General features: G+C 74.1%; 15 protein-coding genes. 10 read left to right on the plus strand and 5 right to left on the minus strand.

The window, feature by feature from the left end; all coding sequences use genetic code 11:
• The first annotated feature begins 157 nt into the window (after window positions 1-157).
• The 3 genes from glgX to ACZ60W_RS15165 all read left to right on the plus strand — a co-directional run bounded on the left by glgX (window position 158) and on the right by ACZ60W_RS15165 (window position 6,295).
• Window positions 158-2,362, plus strand: a complete 2,205-nt coding sequence (gene glgX / locus ACZ60W_RS15155; RefSeq protein WP_469755764.1) for a glycogen debranching protein GlgX — start codon at window positions 158-160, stop codon at window positions 2,360-2,362.
• Between the two features lie 274 nt (window positions 2,363-2,636).
• Entirely contained in the window at window positions 2,637-4,454 is a 1,818-nt protein-coding gene (locus tag ACZ60W_RS15160) for an ABC transporter ATP-binding protein (protein WP_469755765.1), read from the plus strand.
• On the plus strand, window positions 4,451-6,295 hold the full coding sequence (locus tag ACZ60W_RS15165) for an ABC transporter ATP-binding protein (RefSeq protein WP_469755766.1): 1,845 nt from the start codon (window positions 4,451-4,453) through the stop codon (window positions 6,293-6,295). The genes ACZ60W_RS15160 and ACZ60W_RS15165 overlap by 4 nt, the downstream gene beginning before the upstream one ends.
• A gap of 39 nt (window positions 6,296-6,334) precedes the next feature.
• On the opposite strand, the gene ACZ60W_RS15170 is transcribed toward ACZ60W_RS15165, so the two are convergent.
• Window positions 6,335-6,601, minus strand: a complete 267-nt coding sequence (locus ACZ60W_RS15170; protein WP_469755767.1) for a hypothetical protein — start codon at window positions 6,599-6,601, stop codon at window positions 6,335-6,337.
• Window positions 6,602-6,681: 80 nt separating this feature from the next.
• Complete coding sequence (locus tag ACZ60W_RS15175) at window positions 6,682-8,172, minus strand: MFS transporter (protein WP_469755768.1); 1,491 nt, start codon at window positions 8,170-8,172, stop codon at window positions 6,682-6,684.
• A gap of 126 nt (window positions 8,173-8,298) precedes the next feature.
• Here ACZ60W_RS15175 and ACZ60W_RS15180 point away from each other — a divergent pair, with 126 nt between their 5' ends.
• The 4 genes from ACZ60W_RS15180 (at window position 8,299) to ACZ60W_RS15195 (ending at window position 13,678) form a co-directional block, all read left to right on the plus strand.
• Entirely contained in the window at window positions 8,299-9,195 is an 897-nt protein-coding gene (locus ACZ60W_RS15180) for a TetR/AcrR family transcriptional regulator C-terminal domain-containing protein (protein ID WP_469755769.1), read from the plus strand.
• Between the two features lie 204 nt (window positions 9,196-9,399).
• Window positions 9,400-11,424: a M4 family metallopeptidase gene (locus ACZ60W_RS15185; protein WP_469755770.1), complete on the plus strand. Its 2,025-nt coding sequence runs from the start codon at window positions 9,400-9,402 to the stop codon at window positions 11,422-11,424.
• Between the two features lie 90 nt (window positions 11,425-11,514).
• The gene (locus tag ACZ60W_RS15190) at window positions 11,515-12,180 is read left to right on the plus strand and encodes a response regulator (protein WP_469755771.1); all 666 of its coding nucleotides are present in this window, start codon (window positions 11,515-11,517) and stop codon (window positions 12,178-12,180) included.
• Window positions 12,173-13,678 (plus strand): sensor histidine kinase, encoded by a 1,506-nt coding sequence (locus tag ACZ60W_RS15195; RefSeq protein ID WP_469755772.1) that lies wholly within the window; start codon window positions 12,173-12,175, stop codon window positions 13,676-13,678. The genes ACZ60W_RS15190 and ACZ60W_RS15195 overlap by 8 nt, the downstream gene beginning before the upstream one ends.
• Window positions 13,679-13,726: 48 nt before the next feature.
• On the opposite strand, the gene glgP is transcribed toward ACZ60W_RS15195, so the two are convergent.
• The 3 genes from glgP to ACZ60W_RS15210 all read right to left on the minus strand — a co-directional run bounded on the left by glgP (window position 13,727) and on the right by ACZ60W_RS15210 (window position 18,613).
• On the minus strand, window positions 13,727-16,282 hold the full coding sequence (gene glgP / locus ACZ60W_RS15200) for an alpha-glucan family phosphorylase (RefSeq protein ID WP_469755773.1): 2,556 nt from the start codon (window positions 16,280-16,282) through the stop codon (window positions 13,727-13,729).
• Window positions 16,283-16,426: 144 nt separating this feature from the next.
• Entirely contained in the window at window positions 16,427-17,479 is a 1,053-nt protein-coding gene (locus tag ACZ60W_RS15205) for a monodechloroaminopyrrolnitrin synthase PrnB family protein (RefSeq protein ID WP_469755774.1), read from the minus strand.
• Between the two features lie 168 nt (window positions 17,480-17,647).
• Window positions 17,648-18,613: an AraC family transcriptional regulator gene (locus ACZ60W_RS15210; protein ID WP_469755775.1), complete on the minus strand. Its 966-nt coding sequence runs from the start codon at window positions 18,611-18,613 to the stop codon at window positions 17,648-17,650.
• A gap of 117 nt (window positions 18,614-18,730) precedes the next feature.
• Between ACZ60W_RS15210 and ACZ60W_RS15215 the strand changes: the two genes are divergently transcribed.
• The 3 genes from ACZ60W_RS15215 (at window position 18,731) to treS (ending at window position 23,785) form a co-directional block, all read left to right on the plus strand.
• Window positions 18,731-19,672 carry an SDR family oxidoreductase gene (locus ACZ60W_RS15215; RefSeq protein WP_469755776.1) on the plus strand — a complete coding sequence of 314 codons (942 nt, stop codon included), beginning with the start codon at window positions 18,731-18,733 and terminating at the stop codon, window positions 19,670-19,672.
• A gap of 418 nt (window positions 19,673-20,090) precedes the next feature.
• Entirely contained in the window at window positions 20,091-22,076 is a 1,986-nt protein-coding gene (locus tag ACZ60W_RS15220; protein ID WP_469755777.1) for an alpha-1,4-glucan--maltose-1-phosphate maltosyltransferase, read from the plus strand.
• Window positions 22,073-23,785, plus strand: coding sequence for a maltose alpha-D-glucosyltransferase (gene treS / locus ACZ60W_RS15225; protein ID WP_469755778.1), 1,713 nt, complete (start codon window positions 22,073-22,075; stop codon window positions 23,783-23,785). Before ACZ60W_RS15220 ends, treS begins: the two co-directional genes overlap by 4 nt.
• The last annotated feature ends 65 nt before the right edge of the window (window positions 23,786-23,850 follow it).

Below are 23,850 nucleotides of genomic sequence, written 5' to 3' on the forward strand. Positions count from 1 at the left end.
CAACGACGGCCACCCTCCAGGGGAAACGTGCGTGCGGGTCATGTTGGGAGCACGGCGGCGCGGGCAGAACAGGGGGAGGAACACCCGCGGGAGCGGCGGCCGGGACGCCGCCGCTCCCGCGGGACAAGGGCCCGACGAGCCGCGGGAGGCCGGGACGGTGTCGAGCGCAGCCGAGCAGGAGGCGGTACACGAGCATGCCCTGGAGCGGGCCGGGCCACCCGTGTGGCCGGGGACCCCGACCCCGCTCGGCGCCCGGTGCCGGGTCGGCCCCGGCGGCGTCGCGGGCACCAACTTCGCCCTCTGGGCGGGCGGCGCGGAGGCCGTGGAGCTATGCCTCTTCGACGCCGACGGCACGGAGCGGCGGCTGGCCCTGTCCGAGCTGACCCACGAGATCTGGCACGGCTTCGTGCCCGGGACGGGCCCCGGGCAGCGGTACGGCTACCGGGTCCACGGGCGCTGGGACCCGTGGACGGGAGCCCGCTGGAACCCGTCGAAGCTGCTCCTCGACCCGTACGCGCGGGCCGTCGACGGCGACTTCGGGGCGCTGCCCCCGGAGGCGTACGGGCACGTGCGGGACTGGCCTCAGCAGCACGTGGCCGACACCGTCCGCGACGACCGGGACTCCGCCCCGTTCGTCCCGAAGGGGGTCGTCGTCCACGACGACGACGACTGGGCGGACGACCGCAGGCCGAAGACGCCCTGGCAGGACTCGGTCATCTACGAGGTGCACGTCAAGGGCTTCACGCGGCGGCACCCGGGCATCCCCGAGCACCTGCGGGGGACCTACGCGGGGCTCGCGCACCCGGCGGCGATCGAGCACCTCACCGGTCTCGGCGTGACCGCGGTGGAGCTGCTGCCGGTCCACCAGTTCGCGCACGAGGACCACCTCCTGCGGCGCGGCCTGCGCAACTACTGGGGCTACAACTCGCTCGGCTACTTCGCCCCGCACGCCGGCTACTCCTCGTCGGGGACGGCGGGGCAGCAGGTCGGCGAGTTCAAGCGGATGGTGCGGGCGCTGCACGCGGCCGGCATCGAGGTCATCCTCGACGTCGTCTACAACCACACGGCAGAGGCGGGCGAGCTCGGCCCCACCCTCTCCCTGAAGGGCATCGACAACCGCGGCTACTACCGGCTGCAGTCCGACGCCCGGCGCTACGCGGACTACACGGGCTGCGGCAACACCCTGCACGTGGTGCAGCCGCAGGTGCTGCGGCTCATCACCGACTCGCTGCGCTACTGGGTGACGGAGATGGGCGTCGACGGCTTCCGCTTCGACCTGGCGGCGGCCCTCGCCCGCTCCATGCACGACGTCGACATGCTCTCGCCGTTCCTCGCCGTCATCGCCCAGGACCCGGTGCTGCGCCGGGTCAAGCTCATCGCCGAGCCCTGGGACGTCGGCAACGGCGGCTACCAGGTCGGCGCGTTCCCCCCGCTGTGGACCGAGTGGAACGACCGCTACCGGGACGCGGTGCGGGACTTCTGGCGCGGGGCGCTGCCCGACGTCCGGGACCTCGGCTACCGGCTCTCCGGCTCCAGCGACCTGTACGCCTGGGGCGGGCGGCGGCCGTACGCCTCCGTCAACTTCGTCACCGCCCACGACGGCTTCACCCTCCGGGACCTGGTCACCTACGAGCGCAAGCACAACGAGGCCAACGGGGAGGGCAACCGCGACGGCACCCACGACAACCGCTCCTGGAACTGCGGGACCGAGGGCGAGACCGACGACCCGGGGACCAACGCGCTGCGCCTGCGCCAGCAGCGCAACCTGCTCACCACCCTGCTGCTCTCCACCGGGGTGCCGATGCTGGTCTCCGGCGACGAGATGGGCCGCACCCAGGGCGGCAACAACAACGCCTACTGCCAGGACAACGAGATCGGCTGGCTCGACTGGTCCCTGCCGGAGGACCCCGGCCGGGCCGGGCTCCTCGCCCTGACCCGCCGGCTCCTCGCGCTGCGCCACCGCCACCCGGTGCTGCGCCGCCGCGCCTTCTTCTCCGGCCGCCCGCAGCGCGCCGACGGGCTGCGGGACCTGGCGTGGTTCACGGCCGAGGGCGCCGAGATGACCGAGCCCGACTGGTACGCCCCCACCGCCACGCTCGGTCTCTACCTGTCGGGCCGGGACATCCCCGGCCGGGACGAGCGGGGCGAGCGGATCACCGACGACAGCTTCCTCGCCGTGCTCCACGCGGGCTCCCGCCCGCTGGAGTTCCGCCTCCCGGGGCCGCCCTGGGCGGCGTCGTACGCCCTCGTCGTCGACACCGCGCGGGACGACCAGGAGCACGCCCCGGACACCCGGCACGAGGGCGGCGCCACGATCACGGTCGCCGCGCGGTCGACGGTCCTGCTGCGGGTCGAGGGGTGAACGCTCCCGCCCGGCCACCACGGCGCGACGGCGGTGGCCGGGCGGAGCGAGGGTGCCCGTCCCTGTGGGCCGGGGCGCGGTCCACAGGGGCACCCGTGCGGTGCACCGTCCTCAGCCCCCGTCCGACGGTCCACGCACCCGATCAGTGTCGTGTGCCGCCCGCCCCCGTCCTTGGCGTGCGGCGCACGATTCCTTGACCCTGCGCGCAGCCGCGGCGCGGGGCGGCGGGAAAACCGGATGAGACGGTCAGGGGCGAACCGTAAGGTCGGACCTGATGCCCGAGAATCCTGTGCCCCCAGCGAACCCCTCCGACCACCGCGAACGTTCGGCGGTGCGCGTGCTGCTGCGCCTGTGGCCGTACGTGCGGCCGGTGCGGGGACGGTGGTTCGCGGCGGCGGTCGTCGCGATCGTCGCGTCCTGTCTGTCGCTCGTGATCCCGCTCGTGCTGAAGTGGATGGTCGACGGGCCCATCACGGACCGCGACCCGGGCGGGGTGTGGCGGGGCGCGCTCTACCTGCTGCTGCTCGGCGTGGCCGAGGCCGTGCTCTTCGGCTTCCGGCGCTGGCTGGTGGCGCGGCCGCTGTCCGGGGTCGAGGCGGGGATGCGGGCGGACCTGTACCACCGGCTCCAGCGGCTGCCGATCGCCTTCCACGACCGCTGGGCGTCCGGGCAGCTGCTGTCGCGCGGGACGACGGACCTCATGCTGGTCCGGATGTTCCTGGCGTTCCCGCTGACGTTCCTGCTGGTCAACACGGTGACGATCCTCGCGGGCTGTGCGCTGCTGCTCGCCCAGGACTGGTCGCTCGGCCTGGTGCTCCTGACACCCGTGGTGCCGCTGGTGATCGTCTGCTCCCTCTTCGAGACCCGGTACGGAGTGGTCGCGCGCCGGGCCCAGGACCAGGTCGGCGACCTGACGACGGTCGTGGAGGAGAGCGTCCTCGGCATCCGGATCGTCAAGGGCTTCGGCCGGCACCGCAGCCAGGCGGAGTCCTTCCGGTCGCTCTCGGAGCGGCTGCGGGGCACCGAGCTGGCCAAGGCCCGGCTGCTCGCGATGATCTGGGCGGTCATCACCGTCGTCCCGGAACTGGCGATCGGGGCGGCCCTCGTCCTCGGCACCGTGCAGGTCGCCGACGGCGACCTGTCGGCCGGCACGCTCGTCGCCTTCCTGTCGACGGCGCTGGCGCTGCGCTGGCCGGTGGAGTCGATCGGCTTCCTCCTCGCGATGACCCAGGAGGCGGTCACCGCCACCGAGCGGTACTTCGAGGTGATGGACGCCGAGGTGGAGCCCGGTACCGCCGGCGCCGCGGCCGGGACCCCGGCCACCCCGGCCGGGGGCGACGGCGGGGTGCGGTTCGAGGGCGTGACGTTCCGCTACCCGGACGCGCCCGGGGACGCACCGCCGGTCCTCGACGGCGTCGACCTCCACATCCGGCCCGGCGAGACCCTCGCCCTGGTCGGCGGCACCGGGTCCGGCAAGACGACGCTGACCGCGCTCGTCCCCCGGCTGCACGAGACGACCGGCGGCCGGATCCTGCTGGACGGCGAGGACATCGCCCTGATGGAGCGGGACCGGCTGCGGTCCCTGGTCTCCATGGCCTTCGAGGAACCGACCCTGTTCTCCGCGAGCGTCGGGGACAACGTCCTGATGGGCGCCGGGAGCACGGCCGGCGAGCCGGAGCTGCGGCGCGCCCTGGGCGTGGCGCAGGCGGACGCCTTCGTCGACCGGATGCCCGAGGGCGTCGCCACCCAGGTCGGCGAGCAGGGCCTGAGCCTCTCGGGCGGCCAGCGCCAGCGGCTCGCCCTCGCGCGGGCGGTCGTCGGCCGGCCCCGGTTCCTCGTCCTCGACGACCCGCTGTCGGCGCTCGACGTGCACACCGAGGCCCGGGTGGAGGCCGCCCTGCGCGAGGTCCTGCGGGACACCACGGCCCTGGTCGTGGCGCACCGCCCGTCGACGGTGATGCTCGCCGACCGGGTCGCGCTGCTCTCCCGGGGCAGGATCGCGGCGGTCGGCACCCACCAGGAACTGCTGCGGAGCAGCGCGGAGTACGCCTGGCTGATGTCCGGCGAGAAGACGGCCCGGGAGGGGCGATGACGGACACCACGCTCGAGAAGAAGCCCGCGGAGACGGCGGCCGCCCCGCCGTCCGATCCCTTCGACCGGGACGACCTGCCCGCGCCGCCCGGCGCGACCGGCGCGCTCCTGCGGTCGCTGCTCGCCGCCCACCGGACCCGGGTGGCGTGCGCCGCGCTCGTCCTGCTGGTCAAGGAGGCCGCCGTCCAGGCGGGCCCGCTGCTGGTCGCGTACGCCATCGACCGGGGCGTGCCGGCGTTCCGTGCCGGGGACCACGGTCCCGTGGTGGCGGTGGCGGTCGGCTACCTCCTGTGCGCGGCCCTGTCGGGTCTCCTGCAGTACGTCTTCGTGCGCGGGGCCGCCCGGGTCAACCAGGACGTGCTGCTCGACCTGCGCGGCCGGATCTTCCGCCACGCCCAGGTGCTGAGCGTCGACTTCCACGAGCGCTACACCTCGGGCCGGCTGATCTCCCGCTCCACCACCGACGTCGAGTCGCTGCGCGAGCTGCTCTCCGAGGGCCTCCAGGAACTGATCGGCGTCGTCCTCTCCTTCGTCTCCATCTCCGTCGTGCTGCTCTGGCTCGACCTGGGCATCGGCGCGGTGGCCGTCCTCTCCTTCGCGCCGCTGTACCTGCTGGTCGGCAGCTACCGGCGGCGGGTGGGCGAGGTCTACACGCACCGGTCGACGGCGATCGCCGGTGTGATCGTGAAGTTCGCGGAGACGATGAACGGCATCCGCCCGGTCCGTGCCTTCCGCCGCGAGGAGGCCAACGACGCCGAGTTCGCGGTGCTCAACCGCCGCCACGAGCGCAGCAACGGCGACGCCCTGCTGGAGATGGCCCGCTACGTCGTCGGCTCCCGCCTGGTCGCGAACACGGCCGTGGCGGGCATGTGCCTCTGGGGCGCCTACCGGGTCGCCGGGGGCTCGCTCGAACTGGGCGTGCTGGCGGCGGCCGTGCTCTACATGCGGCGCCTGTACGACCCGATCGACCGCCTCGGCATGTTCCTCAACTCCTACGAGTCGGCCGCCGCCTCCCTCGCGAAGATCGCCGGTCTGCTCGCCCAGGAGCCCGGCGTGCCCGAGACGACGGCGCCCCGGCCGCTGCCCCCGCGCACCGGCGAGCCCGGCCGCGAGGTCGTCTTCGACGGGGTCCGCTTCGCCTACCGGACGGGCGGCGAGGTGCTCCCCCGCTTCGACCTGACGATCCCGGCGGGGCAGACGGTGGCGGTCGTCGGTGCCACGGGCGCGGGCAAGTCGACGCTCGCCAAGCTCCTCGCCCGCTTCTACGACCCGACCGACGGCCGGGTCCTCCTCGACGGCGTCGACCTGTGCGACCTCGCCACGCCCGACCTGCGGCGCGGGGTCGTCATGGTCACCCAGGAGGCCTTCCTCTTCTCGGGGACGGTCGCCGAGAACATCGCGATCGGCCGCCCGGACGCCACCCGCGCCGAGATCGAGGCGGCGGCCGCGGCCATCGGGGCGCACGACTTCATCGCCGGCCTGCCCGACGGGTACGACACCGACGTCCGCAAGCGGGGCGGACGCATCTCCGCCGGCCAGCGCCAGCTGGTGGCCTTCGCGCGGGCCCTGCTCGCCGACCCGGCCGTCCTCATCCTGGACGAGGCCACCAGCTCCCTGGACGTCCCCGGCGAGCGGGCCGTCCAGCGGGCGATGGACACCGTCCTCGCGGGGCGTACCGCCGTCGTCATCGCCCACCGCCTCTCCACCGTCGAGGTCGCCGACCGCGTCCTCGTCATGGAGTCCGGCCGCATCGTCGAGGACGGCCCGCCGTCCGTCCTGGTCTCGGGTGACGGACACTACGCGGGCCTCCACCAGGCCTGGCGCGACAGCCTGGTGGGCTGAGCCCGGCCGACGGGGACGTCCCCGCCGGCCGCGCCGGTGTCAGCCGAGGGTCGCGATGACGGCGCCGACCAGCCCCAGGAAGAGGCCGCCCGGCACCAGGAAGCCACCCAGGACCCGGAAGAAGACCGGCGTGACCCGGGAGGGTTCGAGGAGGGCCAGGTCTCCCGTGCGGGCGGCGGTCACGGCCCGTACCGCGTTGCGGCGCTCCGCGGCCCGGTCGGCCGCCCCGCGCAGGTTGAAGAGGAACATCGCCCCCCATCCCGCGCAGGCGACGCCCATCGCCGCGATCACGATCCCCACCACCATCGTCCGTCCTCCCCTGGTCCGCCGGGCGCGTGCCCGGCCGAAGGACTGTGCCACTGGCACACGGCCCGGGGCAAGGGAGTTCAGGAGTCCGTCCGGCGGGTCCGCAGCAGGGCCACGGAGAGGACGGCCGCCAGGACCATGAGGAGGGCGGCGCCGACGGCCGCGCCGCCCATGGCCCGTACGAAGGCGGTGCGCGCCGCGTCGAGGACGGCCGGGGCCGCGCCGAGCGCGCCGCCGAGGGTCTCCCGGGCGGCGGCGGGGGCGGAGGCGGGCATGCCCGCGGTGTACACGGCGGCGCCGACGGAGCCGAGGACGGCCATGCCCAGGGCGCCGCCCAGCTCCTGGCCCGACTCCATGACGGCGGCGGCGGAGCCGGCGCGCTCGGGGGGAGCGGCGCCGAGGGCGAGCTCGTTGGCGAGGGTCATGGCGGAGACGAGTCCGGCGGCGTAGACGGCGCTCGCCACCAGGACGCACCAGAAGGGCGTGGCACGGTCGACGGCGGCGAGCCAGGCGAATCCGGCGGCGGAGACGAGGAAGCCGCCGCCCATCACGTGGGCGCGGTCGAGGGTCCTGGCGAGCACGGCGGCCGTGGGGGCGGCGACGAGGACTCCTCCGGTGGGCACCAGGCTCCAGAGGGCGGCCTCCAAGGGGCTCTGGCCGAGGACGGACTGGAGGTACTGGGTGAGGAAGACGGCGAAGCCGACCGTGGCGGCCATGGCGAGCAGGTTGACGAGGGCGGAGCCGCCGTAGGCGCGGTTCCGGACGAGCCGCAGGTCGACCATGGGGTGGTCGAGGCGGGCCTGGCGGCGCACGAAGACGACGGCGACGGCGAGGCCCGCGGCGACGGAGGCGGCCGGCACGGGCGCCCAGCCGTCCTGGGCGAGTTCCTTGACGCCGTGGATGACGGGGAGCAGCGCCGCGAGCGAGAGGCCGCCGCTCAGCAGGTCGAACCGGCCGCCGGCCGCTCCCCGGGACTCCGGGAGGAGGGGGCCGAGGGCGAGGAGGAGCGCCATGGCGGGGAGGTTGAGGAGGAAGACCGAGCCCCACCAGAAGTGTTCGACGAGCGCGCCGCTGACGACCGGGCCGAGGGAGATGCCGCTCGCCATGACGGAGGTCCACAGGGTGACGGCCTTGGCGCGCTGGGCCGGGTCGGGGAAGAGCGTGCGGATGAGGGCGAGGGTGGCGGGCATGAGGCAGGCGCCGCCGACGCCGAGGAGGGCGCGGGCGGCGATGAGCGCGCCGGGGGTGTGGGCGTACGCGGCGGCGACGGAGGCGACGCCGAAGAGGGCGGCGCCGCCGAGGAGCGTCCGGCGGCGGCCGACGCGGTCGCCGAGCGCGCCCATGGTGACGAGCAGTCCGGCGAGGACGAAGCCGTAGGTGTCGAGGATCCAGAGCTGTTCGGTGGCGCCGGGGCGGAGGTCGGCGCTGATGGCGGGGAGGGCGAAGTAGAGGACGGAGACGTCCATGGAGACGAGGAGCAGCGGCAGCATGAGGACGCCGAGGGCGGTCCATTCGCGGCGTCCGGCGCGGGGCGGCCCGGTGGTGGGCCCGGGCTCTGCGGTGAGTGTCATGCGGTGAAGGAAGCAGCCGCCCCGCGTACGGCGCCACTCCCGCCCTAGTGCACCGGTGCACAGCGTCAAGAGGCCGCAGTTCACCGGGGCGTACACCGTCTCAGGTGCACTAGTACACTGCCCGCCGTGACGAACCGCCCGCCCTATCTCGCCATCGCCGCCGAGCTCCGCCGCCGCATCCGCGCCGGCGAGCTGTCCCCGGGCGACCGGGTGCCGTCGACGCGGGCCGTGACCCGTGAGTGGGGCGTGGCGATGGCGACGGCGACCAAGGCCCTGGCGGTGCTGCGCCAGGAGGGTCTGGTGCGGGCCGAGCCGGGGGTGGGCACGGTGGTGGTGGCCCCGGTGGATCCGGACGCGGCGCCGCTGTCGCGGGAGCGGCTGGTGACCGCCGCGCTCGCCCTCGCGGACGCCGAGGGACTGGGCTCGCTGACGATGCGGCGGGTGGCGTCGGCCCTGGGGGTGTCGACGATGACGCTCTACCGCCACGTGCCGGGGAAGGCGGAGCTGGTGAGGCTGATGGCGGACGCGGCGTGCGCGGAGGTGCCGTTGGGGCCGGTGCCGGCGGACTGGCGGACCGGTCTGGAGCGGGGGGCCCGGTGGCTGCGCGGGGTGTACGCCCGGCACCGGTGGATGGCGCACGCGATGGCGTCGTTCACGCGGCCGGTGGCGACGCCGCACGCGATGGCGTACACGGAGTGGGTGCTGCGGGCGATGCGGGGCACCGCGCTGTCGCACGCGGACAAGCTCCACGCCCATCTGCTGATCTTCGCCTTCGTCCAGGGCCTGTCGATGGCGGACGACCTGGAGGAGCAGGCGCGCCAGGACACGGGCATCTCCGACGGCGAGTGGATGGAACAGAATGAGCCACGCTTCGACGCGATCCAGGCGGGCGGCTCGTACCCCGAGCTGACCATCGTCACGGAGGGCGGCGGCTTCGGTCTCGACCTTGAGGCGCTCTTCGAATTCGGGCTCGGGCGAACGCTGGACGGCATCGCGTCCATGATCGACGAAACGTCCGGTTAACGAACACGGACGTACGGGCAGCGGACGATTTTTGGCCAACTTGCCGACGCGCTCCTGACAGGTCCCCGTCATTCCTGTCACTCTCTCCCCGGCTCTTCGCATCAATGTTCAGCGCTTCACCCGAACGTGCTCCACAGCTCTCCTTGCTCCGCCCGGACGGGCTCACCCCAGTCCGCCGGTACCCCCCTCGCATAAGGAGTCTGCGTGAGATCCACGCCCAGCCGCCGTGCCACCGCGACCGGCGCCCTGATCGCCGCCGCCGCGATGCTCACCCTCGGCGTCCAGTCCGGCCCGGCCGCGGCCGACACCTTCGCCGCCGCCCCGCAGGCGCTCTCCGCCGGCAAGGCCAACCCCGGCAAGCTCCCGGCCGACCTCTCCCCCGCCCAGCGCGCCGCGCTGATCAAGGCGGCGGACGCCGACAAGGCCGCCACGGCCAAGTCCCTCGGCCTCGGCGCCCAGGAGAAGCTCGTCGTCCGCGACGTGGTCCAGGACCGCGACGGCACGACCCACACGCGCTACGAGCGCACCTACGCCGGACTCCCCGTCCTCGGCGGTGACCTGATCGTCGCCGAGTCCAAGGCCGGCGCCACCACCGCGGTCACCAAGTCCTCGCGCGCCGAGCTGAAGAACGTCGACCTCAGCGCCGACGTCGCCCCGGCCGCCGCCGAGAAGCAGGCCGTGGGCCTCGCCGCCGCGGAGGGCTCGAAGAAGGCCGCCGCCGACCGCGCCCCGCGCAAGGTCGTGTGGATGGCCCAGGGCGCCCCCGTCCTCGCGTACGAGACCGTCGTCGGCGGCCTCCAGCACGACGGCACGCCCAACGAGCTGCACGTCGTGACGGACGCGAAGTCCGGCGCGAAGCTCTTCGAGTGGCAGGCGATCGAGACCGGCGTCGGCAACACGATGTACAGCGGCCAGGTGACCCTCGGCACCGCGCCCTCGTACACGCTGACCGACACCGGCCGCGGCAACCACAAGACGTACGACCTCAACGGCGGTACGTCGGGCACCGGGACGCTGTTCAGCAACACCACGGACACCTGGGGCAACGGTCTCGCGTCCAACCGCGCCACGGCCGGCGCCGACGCCCACTACGGCGCCGCGCTCACCTGGGACTACTACAAGAACGTGCACGGCCGCTCCGGCATCCGCGGTGACGGCGTCGGCGCGTACTCCCGGGTCCACTACGGCAACGCGTACGTCAACGCGTTCTGGTCCGACTCCTGCTTCTGCATGACCTACGGCGACGGGTCCGGCAACACCAAGCCCCTCACCTCCATCGACGTGGCCGCGCACGAGATGACGCACGGCGTCACCTCCAACACCGCCGGCCTGGTCTACAGCGGCGAGTCCGGCGGCCTCAACGAGGCCACCTCGGACATCTTCGCGGCGGCGGTCGAGTTCTACGCCAACAACGCCAACGACAAGGGCGACTACCTCGTCGGCGAGAAGATCGACATCCGCGGCAACGGCACCCCGCTGCGCTACATGGACAAGCCGAGCAAGGACGGCTCGTCCAAGGACTCGTGGTACTCGGGCATCGGCTCCATCGACGTCCACTACTCCTCGGGCCCGGCGAACCACTTCTTCTACCTGCTCTCCGAGGGCAGCGGCGCCAAGACCGTCAACGGCGTGAACTACGACTCGCCGACCTCCGACGGCCTGCCGGTCACCGGCATCGGCATCGACAAGGCCCGCCTGATCTGGTTCAAGGCGCTCACCACCAAGTTCGGCTCCTCGACCAACTACGCCGGCGCCCGCACGGGCACCGTCGCGGCGGCCACCGAGCTGTACGGCGCCGGCAGCCCCGAGGTCACGGCCGTCGAGAACGCCTGGGCCGCCATCAACGTCGGCACCCGTCCCGGCGGCGGCAACCCCGGCGGCAAGGTCTTCGAGAACACCGCCGACGTGACCATCCCGGACTCCCCCGGAGCCGCGGTCACCTCGACGGTCAACGTCACCGGCGTCACCGGCAACGCCCCGAGCAACCTCGCCGTCGGCGTGGACATCATCCACACCTACCGCGGTGACCTCGTGGTCGACCTCGTCGCCCCCGACGGCTCGGTCTACAGCCTGAGCAACCGCTCCGGCGGCAGCGCCGACAACATCCAGCAGACCTTCACCGTCAACGCCTCCTCCGAGGTCGCCAACGGTGCCTGGAAGCTCCGCGTCCAGGACAAGGCCGGCGCCGACACCGGCTACATCAACAGCTTCAAGCTGACCTTCCCGTAAGCCGGAAGGCCCGCACGGCCTGAAGTGACAGGACGGACGCCCGGAGGGACCCCCCTCCGGGCGTCCGCGCGTCTGCCTACCCTGGACCGCATGATCAGGGTGCTGCTGGCCGACGACGAGACGATGATCAGGGCCGGGGTCCGGGCGATCCTCGCCACCGACCCCGGGATCGAGGTGGTCGCCGAGGCCGGCGACGGCCACGAGGCGGTCGCCCGCGCCCTGGAGCACCGGCCCGACGTCGTCCTCCTCGACATCCGGATGCCCCGCCTCGACGGCCTCGGCGCCGCCGACGAGCTGCGCAGGACCCTGCCGGACGCGGCCGTCGTCATGCTCACCACCTTCTCCGAGGACGCGTACATCGCGCGGGCGCTCGGCAGCGGCGTCAGCGGCTTCCTGCTGAAGTCCGGCGACCCCCGCGAACTCATCGCCGGCGTCCGGGCGGTGGCCCGGGGCGGCGCCGCCCTCTCCCCGACCGTCGCCCGCCGCGTCATCGACACCCTCGGCGGCGAGCGGTTCACCCGCTCCGCCGACGCGCGGGAGCGCCTCGCGCCGCTCACCGGCCGCGAACGGGAGGTCGTCGCCCTGCTCGGCGCGGGACTGTCCAACCAGGAGATCGCGGCCCGTCTGCACGTCGTCGAAGGCACCGTCAAGGCCCACGTCAGCGCCGTCCTGGCCCGGCTCGGCCTGCGCAACCGGGTCCAGCTCGCGGTCCTCGCCCACGAGGCGGGCGTCGTCGCCGGGGACACCGGTGCGTGAGCGCCTCTTCGACCTGGGCCTGTGGCTGCTGCTCTGCGTCCCGGTCCTGCTGCAGTCCGACCCGGACGACGGCGGGAGCTGGCCGCTGGTCGCCGCAGGGGTGGCCGTCCTCGGCGTGTGCGTCGCGGTCTCCCGCCGGTGGCCGCTGCTGCCGCTCGCCCTCACCGTCGCGGCGAGCCTGCCCGCCTCCCCCGAACTCTTCACCCCCTCGTACAGCCTGGCCCTGCTCGCCTTCGGCTACCTCGCGGGACGGCGCCGGGAGCACACCCGGGCGGCGCTGTGGCTCTTCGGCGCGGTCGCCGCGGCGGGCCTGCTCCTGACCCTGGTCACCCGCACCTCGCTCGGGCAGTGGTTCACCCTGCTGCTCGCGCTGGCGCTGGCCGTGGTCGCCCCCTGGCTGATCGGGCGGTACATGCGCCAGTACGACCGGCTGGTGCGCAGCGGCTGGGAGCTGGCCGACCGGATGGAGCGCGAACAGGCGGCCGTCGCCGACCGGGAGCGGCTGCGGGAGCGGTCCCGGATCGCCGGCGACATGCACGACTCCCTCGGCCACGACCTGGCGCTGATCGCGGTCCGCGCGGGGGCCCTGGAGGTCGACCCGGCTCTGGGACCCGGCCGGCAGCACGCGGCGGGCGAGCTGCGGCGGGCGGCCGCGGACGCGACGGCCCGGCTGCGGGACATCATCGGCGTCCTGCGCGAGGACGGCGCCGCCGCGCCCACGGTCCCGCCCGGCGAGACCGTCGCCGAACTGGTCGCCCGGGCCCGCGCGTCGGGCATCGGCGTCACCCTCGCCACCCCGGTGCCCGTCCTGCCGGGGATGCCCGGCCTCGCCCTGCACCGGGTCGTGCAGGAGGGCCTCACCAACGCGGCGAAGCACGCCCCCGGGGCCGCCGTCACGGTCGCCGTCGCCGAGGACGGCCCGGCCGTGCGGGTCCGCGTGTCCAGCGGACCCGCCGCCGGGACCGCCGGCACGGAGCCCGCCTCGGGCGGCACCGGACTCGTCGGGCTCGACGAGCGGGTGCGGCTCGCCGGCGGGAGCCTGACCCACCGGGTCGGCGCGGACGGCGGGTTCACCCTGGAGGCCGCCCTGCCCCGGAACCCGCCGGCCGAACCGCCGCCGGCCGCCCCGACCTCCGCGCGCGAGCTGGACCGGGCCCGCGCACAGGTGCGCAAGGGGCTCGCCCAGGCGATCTGGATCCCCCTCGCACTGCTCACCGCGCTGGGCGTGCTGATGGCCGGGGTGGCGCTGTGGACGCAGGCGCGGTCCTTCCTGGAGCCGGAGGACTACGCGCGGGTCCGGCTCGGGCAGTCGCTCGCGGAGCTCGCCGAGGACCTGCCGGACCGGCCGCTGGACGGGCCGCCGCAGCAGGCGCCCGCCGAGCCGCCGGGGATGCACGAGTGCCGGTACTACCGGTCCACGCTCCTCGCCGCGATCCCGGTGTACCGGCTGTGCTTCGTCGACGGGCACCTCGCCGACAAGGCCGAGGTGCCCGACTGACGCCGGATCTCCGAGTCAGGTCACCAGGGGGCGTCCTCCCGCCCGCGCCTACCGCAGGAGGACGCCGGCGCCCTCCGCCTTCGCCTCCGCCGGGAGGGCGACGAGGCCCGGTTCGGCGGGGTGGGCGAGGAGCGGGTGCGCGGGCAGGACGCGGACCGTGCAGCCGAAGGAGCCGGTCCGGTCGAGTTCCAGGGTGCCCGCGTAGGGCAGCCGGCCCTCCAGGTCGGGACCGCCGGCCGGCTTGAGGGTGACGGTCCGGGCGGCGGTCAGGGTGTCGTCGGCGTCGACCCGGCCGGTGACGGCCTGCACCTCGACGTCGTCGGGGCCGAGGGGGCCGAGCGCGACCCGGACGCGGACGACCGGGGTGGCGCCGAGCTCCGCGTCCGCGAGGTCGTCGGCGAGCCCGTCGCCGACCTCGACGTGGTCGACGGCCACCCGCGGCCAGCCCTCCCGGACCCGCGCCTTCCACGCGGCGAGGTCCCGCGCCCGGTCCGGGGTGAGCGCCCGGCGGGCCGCGCCGGCGGGGATGTACAGCCGCTCGACGTACTCGCGGACCATCCGGTCGGCGAGGACCTTCGGGCCGAGGTCGGCGAGGGTGCGCCGGACCATCGCCGTCCAGCCGGCCGGCACGCCGTCGGGACCCCGGTCGTAGAAACGGGGGGCGACCCGGCGTTCGATCAGCTCGTAGAGCGCGGCGGCCTCCAGGTCGTCACGCCGGTCCTCGTCCTCGGCGGCCGCCCCGTCGGCGGTCGGGATGGCCCAGCCGAAGTCCGGCTCGAACCACTCGTCCCACCAGCCGTCGAGTACGGAGAGGTTGAGGCAGCCGTTGAGGGCGGCCTTCATGCCGCTGGTGCCGCACGCCTCCAGGGGCCGCAGCGGGTTGTTGAGCCAGACGTCGCAGCCCGGGTAGAGGCCGCGGGCCATCTCCATGCCGTAGTCGGGCAGGAAGACGATCCGGTGCCGGACCCGCGGGTCGTCGGCGAACCGGACGAGCTCCTGGACGAGCCGCTTCCCGCCGTCGTCGGCGGGGTGCGCCTTCCCGGCGACGACGAGCTGCACGGGGCGCTCGGGGTGGAGCAGCAGCGACCGCAGCCGGTCCTTGTCGCGCAGCATCAGGGTGAGCCGCTTGTACGAGGGGACGCGGCGGGCGAAACCGATGGTGAGGACGTCGGGGTCGAGGACGGCGTCGGTCCAGCCGAGTTCGGCGGCGGCGGCGCCGCGCTGCCGCCAGGAGGCCCGCAGCCGCTCCCGTACGTCCGTGACCAGCCGTTCCCGCAGGGTGCGGCGCAGCTCCCACAGCTCGCGGTCGGTGGGGGCGTCACCGAGCCGCCCGACCTCGGGCGCGACCCAGGTGGGCGCGTGGACGCCGTTGGTGATCGAGCCGATCGGCACCTCCTCGGCGTCGAAGCCCGGCCAGAGCCCGGCGAACATGGCCCGGCTGACGGCCCCGTGGAGGGTGGAGACGCCGTTGGCCCGCTGGGCGAGCCGCAGGCCCATGGCGGCCATGTTGAAGACGCCGGGGTCGCCGCCGAGCGGGGTCTCGTCGCCGAGGGCGAGGACCCGGCCGGTGTCGACGCCCGGGAGCGCGCCGTCCTCGCCGAGGTGGCGGGCGACCAGGCTCCGGTCGAAGCGGTCGATGCCGGCGGGGACCGGGGTGTGGGTGGTGAACACGGTCCCGGCCCGGACGGTCTCCAGGGCGCTGTCGAAGTCCAGTCCCTCGCCCTGGAGTTCGCGGATGCGTTCGAGGCCGAGGAAACCGGCGTGGCCCTCGTTGCTGTGGAAGACCTCGGGGGCGGGGGTGCCGGTGAGCCGGCAGTAGGTGCGGACGGCGCGGACGCCGCCGATGCCGAGCAGCATCTCCTGGAGCAGCCGGTGCTCGCTGCCCCCGCCGTACAGCCGGTCGGTGACGCCGCGTTCGCCGGGGGCGTTCTCCTCGACGTCGGAGTCGAGCATGAGCAGCGGCACCCGGCCGACCCGCGCGATCCACAGGTGGGCGTGCAGGCTGCGGCCGCCGGGCAGCGCGAGGGTGATCCGGGCCGGGTCGCCGTCAGCCTCCCGCAGCAGGTGCACCGGCAGCTCGCCGGGGTCGAGGACGGGGTACTGCTCCTGCTGCCAGCCGTCGCGGCCGAGGGACTGGCGGAAGTAGCCGTGGCGGTAGAGCAGGCCGACGCCGATCAGCGGGACGCCGAGGTCGCTGGCGGCCTTGAGGTGGTCGCCGGCGAGGATGCCGAGCCCGCCGGAGTACTGGGGCAGGGCGGCGGCGACGCCGAACTCGGGCGAGAAGTAGGCGAGGGCGGCGGGGGCGTCCCCGGACCGGCCCTGGTACCAGCGGGGGGCGCGCAGATAGTCGTCGAGATCCTCGGCGGCGGTCCGCAGCCGGGCCAGGAACTCCGGGTCGGCGGCGAGCGCGGCGAGCCGGGGGGCCTCCAGGGCGCCGAGGATCCGCACGGGGTCGGCGCCGGCCGGCCCGTCGGGGGCGAGGGAGTCGAAGAGCGCCCGGGTGGGCTCGTGCCAGGACCAGCGCAGGTTGTGCGCGAGGTCGGCGAGGGGTCGAAGGGTGTCGGGGAGGACGGGACGCACGGTGAATCGACGGATTGCCTTCACGTTGTCCACCTTCGCAGGCGAGTACGGAGCGGAGCGGGCGCACCACGCTGTGCGTCCGGCGTGCCGCCGACGCTAGGTCACCCGGCGGCCGTGCCGCCACGGCGCACGGGGGCGCCCCGCGCCCGCCCGGACCGCCCCCGTCCCTCAGCGGGCGGCCACCCCGGCGGCGGCGCGGTGGTGGGTCGCGCGGCGCAGCATGGTGCGGTTCTCCTCGGTCAGGTCCAGGACCGTGCGGAGCAGCGCGGCCGGGGACCGAGGCGTCTCGGGGCGGGGCGCCCGGCGGACGACGCCGAGGTGGCGGGCCCGTAGCCCGGTGAGGATCCGCAGCACGCGGGCGAGTGCCTCGGCGGCCGGCCGGGCCGGGCCCGTCCCGCCGGACACCGCCAGCCTGGTCACCGCCGACACCCCGTCGCGGTGGCGGGCGTGGAACTCCCGCCAGGCCGGCAGGGCGTAGGGCACCTCCTCGGCGAGGACGGCGTCGTGCGCCGGGTCGGCGCGGTCGCAGGCCCACAGCGCCAGGTCGACCGGCCAGAGCGGCAGCGTGACGGCGGCCGGGCCGGGATGGGCGCGGTCTCCCACCTCGACCTCGGCGAGGTACGGGCGCAGGGTGAGGGCGACGTACTCGGGCGAGACCTCCGCGACGGTCCGCTCCATGGCGTCGGCGGTGGTGCGCAGCCGCCGGGCGATCCGGTCCAGGGCGCACGCGAAGCGCGCGTCGTCCGGTGCGAGCCGGGTCACCAGGGCGCAGTCGTCGAGCGTCGCGGACAGGACGGGGAGGACGGCGCGGCCGGCCTCCTGGACCCGCGCCTCCGCCGGATGCCCGGTGTACGAGCGGCGGCGCGGGCCGGCCGGGTTCCAGTCCGTGTAGTGGTGGACGGTGTCGCGGGGCACCATGTCGGTGCGGCGGGCCAGGATCTCCAGGACCGGCAGCGCCTCCGGCACCGCGGCGAGCGGCGGCGTCCCGTGCCGCCGCAGCGATCCCAGCAGGATGCCGAGGTCCCGCATCGCCGCCGCCGCGCCCCCGACGCTCCACAGCGCGGCGCGCTCCGGGTCGGGCACGAGGGCGCGGAGCGCCACCGTGAGGGCGGCGGCGTCGGCCCGCTCGTTCATCCGGGGGACCGCGGCGAGGAGCGCGTCGGCGCCCAGCGGGTCGGCGGCGCGGATCTCCTCGGTGCGGTGGCGCGGATCGCCGAGCACGGACCGGCTCCTCTCCTCTGCGGCCCCCTCGCCGGTGGCGGCGGACGCCGGACCGTGCCGCGGGGCCGTCCCGAGCCTGCCCCGCGGGTTCCGGCCGGACAATGAGCGTCCGGCCGGGGCTCCTTAAGAACCGTCCAGCCGGCGCCCGAAGATGTCAGGTCGGGCGGCTCAGGCGGCCCGCGCCTCGCCCGCGCGGTACTCGCCGGGGGTCACCCCGAACCACTTGCGGAAGGCGAGGTGGAAGCCGACGGCGCTCCGGTAGCCGATCCGCGCGGGCACGGCCGACTGCGGCAGCGAGGTCTCGGCGAGGAGCCGTCCGGCCTCCTGCATGCGCCGGGCGGCGAGGTACCGGGCGGGCGACTCGCCGACCAGGGCCCGGAAGGCGGCGGTGAAGGCGGACCGGGACATGCCGACCTCCCGCGCGACCGCCTCGATGGTCCAGGGTTCGGCGAAGCGGGTGGCCAGGACGACGACGGCGCGGCTGATGCCGGAGTGGCGCAGCAGCGGCAGCGAGGCCGGGCTTCCGGCGAGGTCGCGGAGCAGCGGGCGGAGCGCGAGGACGAGCGCCATCTCGAAGGCGCGCAGGGTGATGAGCCGGTCGCCGGGACCGGCGGGCCGGTCGGGCGCGGCGAGCAGCCGCAGGGTGTCGCGGAGCAGCGGCTCCCGGTCGACCTGGGCCCGGTCGAGGACGAGGGTGCGGGGCAGGGAGGTGGAGAGGCCGGTGGCGGCGCCGGCGTCGTAGCGGAGTCCGGCGCACAGGAGCCGGCTCTCGGCCCCGGACCCGTCGATGACGATCTCGCCGGAGGTGCCGGGGTGCCGGGCGGGGAGGACGGCCCGGAGCGGGACGCCGCGCCGGTCGGGCCGGTCGGAGAGACGGTGCGCGGTGCCGGTGGGGAAGACGGCGAGGTCGCCGGCGCGCAGGTGGACGGGGGGCTCGTCGTCGCCGGTGATCCAGCAGTCGCCCTCGACGACGTAGTGGAGGACGGCGCAGCCGCTCTCGGTGTCCCCCTCGATGGCCCAGGGTGCGCGGACGTGCCAGCGGCTGTCGAAGACGCCGGTGAGCCGGAGGTGTTTCAGGAGTTCGCTGAGGAGGTCCTCGCGCTGGTCGTGACGGTCGGTTCCCACGGTATCCATGGACGATCCTTCAACTTCCGCCCCTGTTTGTTAATTGAACGGCCGAAGCCGCCGCGGCGAGCCTGGAGGGCGCCGACACGACAGCGGCGACAGCCTATCGAAGGGCCTCGAACACACATGTCCAGTGAGATTCCGATGCGGGTGGCGGTGGTGGGCGCGACCGGCTTCCAGGGCGGTGCGGTGACCCGGCTCCTGGCCGAGCGACAGCACCGGGTGCGGGCCCTGACCCGGCGGCCGGAGGCCGACCGGCCGCCGGTGCCCGGAGCGGTCTTCGTCGCCGGCGACCTGGGGTCGCCGGCGGCGGTGCGGCGGCTGTTCGAGGGGACGACGCACGCGTTCGTCACGATGCCGCTGGTATACGACGCCGGACGGGTGGAGGCGTACGCGCGGCACGTCGCCGAGGCCGCGCTGGCGGCGGGGACGCTGCGGCTGGTGTTCAACACCAACACCCGGATACCGGCGGCTCCGACGGCGGTGCCGGCCTTCGAGACGCGTCGGCTGGCGGAGCGGGTGCTGCGGGAGAGCGGGGTGCCGCTGGTGGTGATCAGGCCGCCGGTCTACCTGGACAACCTGTTCTCGCCGTGGAACGGGCCGGCCCTGGTCGACGAGGGCGTCCTGGCGTATCCGCTGCCGGAGGCGGCGCGGACGGCGTGGCTGTCGCACCGGGGGCTGGCGGAGGCGGCGCTGGCGGCGCTGACGCGGGAGGGCGTGGAGGGCCGCACCTTCGACATCGGCGGCGAACGGTCCCTGACGGGCGACGAGCTGGCGACGGCGTTCGGCCGGGCCCTGGGGCGCGCCGTGCGGTACGAGGAGCTGGATCCGGCCGTCTTCGAGCACGGGATCGCCCAGCTCCTGGGGCCCGAGACGGCCGCCGGGGTGGCCGGGATCTACCACCACATGGCGACCGGCGCCGATCCGCTGCTGATGGCGGGCGACGAGGGCGGCCCGGCCGGTTCGCTGGCGGTCCGGCCGGCGCCGGTGGAGGAGTGGGTGGCCCGCCAGCCCTGGCAGGTCTGGGCGACGGACCCGGAGGAACCGGAGGCCCCACCGCACGCCTGACGCCCGCGGCGCCCCACGGCGCCCGCGGCGACCGCGCCGTGTCGTCCCGTCACGGACGTCCCGGGGGCACCCGGGGGCCTCCGGGACGTCCGGCCGGAAACAGAGCCCCGCCCCACAAAGGCGGGGCCCGTTTCTTGTCCGGCCCAGGTGCTTGCAGGTCCGGCTACGCCCGAGTAGTTAACAAAGCGCCGGATTGCCCGCCCGGGGACGGTGGAAGGCTCCTGCGGTACACCCCCGAAACCGTCCCCCGTGACCCCCGTACACACCGTGGACCCCCGTACTCCCTGTGGACCCGCCATCCGAGTGAACGCGGACAGGAGCGGCCATGCCCGCAACCCGCCGGCCGTCGACGGAGCTAGAAAGAGCGCACCACCACCCGCACCCCCGTAACCCGTCAGGTGATGCTGTGAATCCGCTCATGGGACGCATTCCCGTACTGGACGTACGCCCGCTGGTCGACTGTGGCCGTCGCCCCGCGAAGGCGGTCGCCGGAGAGACCTTCGAGGTGACGGCGACCGTCTTCCGCGAGGGCCACGACGCGGTCGCCGCCAATGTCGTGCTGCGCGGCCCCTCCGGCCGCCCCGGCCCCTGGACCCCGATGCGCGAACTGGCCCCCGGCACCGACCGGTGGGGTGCCGAGGTCACCCCGGACGCCGAGGGCCCGTGGACGTACACCGTCGAGGCGTGGAGCGATCCCGTGGCCACCTGGCGCCACACGGCGCGGATCAAGATCCCGGCCGGGATCGACTCCGAACTGGTCCTCGCCGAGGGGGCCGAGCTGCACGAGCGGGCCGCGAAGGGCGTCCCGAAGAAGGGCGGCGGGCGCGAGGCGGTCCTCGCGGCGGCGGACGCGCTGCGCGACCCCTCCCGGCCGGCCGCCGTCCGGCTCGCCGCGGCGCTCGCGCCCCGGGTCGTCGAGTCCCTGGAGCGCCACCCGCTGCGCGAACTCCTGTCCTCCTCGCCCGCGTTGCCGCTCCAGGTGGAGCGCGAGCGGGCCCTGTTCGGCTCCTGGTACGAGTTCTTCCCGCGCTCCGAGGGCGCGCGGAAGGAAGACGGCCGCACGGTGCCGGGGAACCTCCGCACCGCGGCCGAACGCCTGCCGGCGATCGCGGCGATGGGCTTCGACGTGGTGTACCTGCCCCCGGTGCACCCGATCGGCGAGACGCACCGCAAGGGCCCGAACAACTCCCTGTCGGCGTCGCCGAACGACGTGGGCGTGCCGTGGGCGATCGGCTCGCCGGAGGGCGGGCACGACGCCCTCCACCCGGACCTCGGCACCTTCGAGGACTTCGACGCCTTCGTGGCGCGGGCCCGGGAGCTGCGGCTGGAGATCGCGCTGGACTTCGCGCTCCAGTGCTCCCCCGACCACCCGTGGGTGGAGAAGCACCCGGAGTGGTTCCACCACCGTCCGGACGGCTCGATCGCGTACGCGGAGAACCCGCCGAAGAAGTACCAGGACATCTACCCGATCGCGTTCGACCGGGACATGGACGGGATCGTCGCGGAGACGGTGCGGGTGCTGCGGTTCTGGATGGACTACGGCATCCGGATCTTCCGGGTCGACAACCCGCACACCAAGCCGGTGGTGTTCTGGGAGCGGGTGATCGGCGAGGTCAACGGGACCGATCCGGACGTGATCTTCCTGGCGGAGGCGTTCACCCGGCCGGCGATGATGCGGACCCTGGGCGCGGTCGGCTTCCAGCAGTCGTACACGTACTTCACCTGGCGCAACACCAAGGACGAGCTGACCGAGTACCTGACCGAGCTGTCCGGGGAGACGGCGGCGCAGATGCGGCCGAACTTCTTCGTCAACACCCCCGACATCCTGCACGCCTACCTCCAGGAGGGCGGCCGGCCCGCCTTCGAGGCGCGTGCGGTGCTGGCCGCGACGCTGTCGCCGTCCTGGGGCATGTACGCCGGGTACGAGCTGTGCGAGAACGCCCCGCTGCGGGACGGCAGCGAGGAGTACCTCGACTCGGAGAAGTACGAACTCCGCCCGCGTGACTGGGAGTCGGCGGAGCGGGCGGGGGCGACGATCACCCCGCTGATCACCGCCCTCAACCGGATCAGGCGCCGTCACCCGGCCCTCCGGCGCCTTCGGAACCTGTCCTTCCACGGGACGGACAACCCCCAGGTGATCGCGTACTCGAAGCGCTCGGGTTCGAACATCGTCCTGGTGGTCGTCAACCTCGACCCGCACCACACCCAGGAGGCTTCACTCTCGTTGAACATGCCGGAACTCGGCCTCGACCGGCACGAGACCGTGCCGGTGCGCGACGAGCTCACCGGCGAGACCTATCACTGGGGCAGGAACGCCTACGTGCGCCTGGAACCGGGCGTCACGCCCGCGCACGTGCTCGTCCTGCGACCGTCCCCGCAGACCGGAGGGTCACCCACCTCATGACTGTCAACGAGCCCGTCCCCGACACCTTCGAGGACACCCCCGCCAAGGACCGCGACCCCGACTGGTTCAAGCGGGCCGTCTTCTACGAGGTCCTCGTCCGCTCCTTCCAGGACAGCAACGGCGACGGAGTCGGCGACCTCAAGGGCATCACGTCCAAGCTGGACTACCTCCAGTGGCTGGGCGTGGACTGCCTCTGGCTGCCGCCGTTCTTCAAGTCCCCGCTGCGGGACGGAGGCTACGACGTCGCCGACTACACCTCGGTGCTCCCCGAGTTCGGCGACCTGGCCGACTTCGTCGAGTTCGTGGACGCGGCGCACCAGCGCGGGATGCGCGTGGTCATCGACTTCGTCATGAACCACACGAGCGACCAGCACCCGTGGTTCCAGGAGTCGCGGCGCGACCCGGAGGGGCCGTACGCCGACTACTACGTCTGGGCCGACGACGACAAGCAGTACGCGGACGCCCGGATCATCTTCGTCGACACGGAGACCTCCAACTGGACCTTCGACCCGGTCCGCAAGCAGTACTACTGGCACCGGTTCTTCTCGCACCAGCCGGACCTCAACTACGAGAACCCGGCGGTGCAGGAGGAGATCCTGTCGGCGCTGAAGTTCTGGCTGGACCTCGGGATCGACGGCTTCCGGCTCGACGCGGTGCCGTACCTGTACCAGCAGGAGGGCACCAACTGCGAGAACCTCCCGGCCACCCACGCCTTCCTCAAGCGGGTGCGCAAGGAGATCGACGACCACTACCCGGACACGGTCCTGCTCGCCGAGGCGAACCAGTGGCCGGAGGACGTCGTCGACTACTTCGGCGACTTCCGCTCCGGCGGCGACGAGTGCCACATGGCCTTCCACTTCCCGGTCATGCCGCGGATCTTCATGGCCGTGCGGCGCGAGTCGCGCCACCCGGTCTCCGAGATCCTGGCGAAGACCCCGCAGATCCCCTCCGGCTGCCAGTGGGGCATCTTCCTGCGCAACCACGACGAGCTCACCCTCGAGATGGTCACGGACGAAGAGCGCGACTACATGTACGCCGAGTACGCCAAGGACCCGCGGATGCGGGCCAACATCGGCATCCGGCGCCGTCTCGCCCCGCTCCTGGACAACGACCGCAACCAGATGGAGCTGTTCACCGCGCTGCTCTTCTCGCTGCCGGGCTCCCCGGTGCTCTACTACGGCGACGAGATCGGCATGGGCGACAACATCTGGCTGGGCGACCGCGACGGGGTCAGGACCCCGATGCAGTGGACGCCCGACCGGAACGCCGGCTTCTCCTCCTGCGACCCCGGGCGGCTCTACCTGCCGACCATCATGGACCCCGTCCACGGCTACCAGGTGACGAACGTGGAGGCCGGGATGGCCTCCCCGTCCTCGCTCCTGCACTGGACGAAGCGCATGATCGAGATCCGCAAGCAGAACCGGGCCTTCGGCACGGGGACGTACACGGAACTCCCGGCGTCCAACCCGGCGGTGCTCGCCTTCCTCCGCGAGACCGCCCCCGAAGAGGGACTGGACGCCGACCTGGTCCTCTGCGTGAACAACTTCTCGCGGTTCGCGCAGCCGACCGAGCTCGACCTGCGGCGCTTCGACGGCATCCGGCCGGTGGAGCTGATCGGCGGGGTGCGGTTCCCGGCCATCGGCCAGTTGCCCTACCTCCTGACCCTTGCGGGACACGGCTTCTACTGGTTCCGTCTCAAGAAGGGCTGACCGGAGGTCGGTTCTGATTCGTCCGGGGTGGGACGGTTTTCACCCGTCCCACGCTGGGCACTGTG

This window comes from Streptomyces sp. NPDC104202 (assembly GCF_055584185.1).

Excerpts from the sequence above, each read along its gene's own strand:
- ACZ60W_RS15160 (WP_469755765.1), top strand. The coding sequence starts at position 2,637 with ATGCCCGAGAATCCTGTGCCCCCAGCGAACCCCTCCGACCACCGCGAA.
- ACZ60W_RS15220 (WP_469755777.1), top strand. The coding sequence starts at position 20,091 with ATGGGACGCATTCCCGTACTGGACGTACGCCCGCTGGTCGACTGTGGC.
- ACZ60W_RS15165 (WP_469755766.1), top strand. The coding sequence starts at position 4,451 with ATGACGGACACCACGCTCGAGAAGAAGCCCGCGGAGACGGCGGCCGCC.
- ACZ60W_RS15170 (WP_469755767.1), bottom strand. The coding sequence starts at position 6,601 with ATGGTGGTGGGGATCGTGATCGCGGCGATGGGCGTCGCCTGCGCGGGA.
- ACZ60W_RS15190 (WP_469755771.1), top strand. The coding sequence starts at position 11,515 with ATGATCAGGGTGCTGCTGGCCGACGACGAGACGATGATCAGGGCCGGG.
- ACZ60W_RS15210 (WP_469755775.1), bottom strand. The coding sequence starts at position 18,613 with ATGGATACCGTGGGAACCGACCGTCACGACCAGCGCGAGGACCTCCTC.
- ACZ60W_RS15175 (WP_469755768.1), bottom strand. The coding sequence starts at position 8,172 with ATGACACTCACCGCAGAGCCCGGGCCCACCACCGGGCCGCCCCGCGCC.
- treS (WP_469755778.1), top strand. The coding sequence starts at position 22,073 with ATGACTGTCAACGAGCCCGTCCCCGACACCTTCGAGGACACCCCCGCC.
- ACZ60W_RS15215 (WP_469755776.1), top strand. The coding sequence starts at position 18,731 with ATGTCCAGTGAGATTCCGATGCGGGTGGCGGTGGTGGGCGCGACCGGC.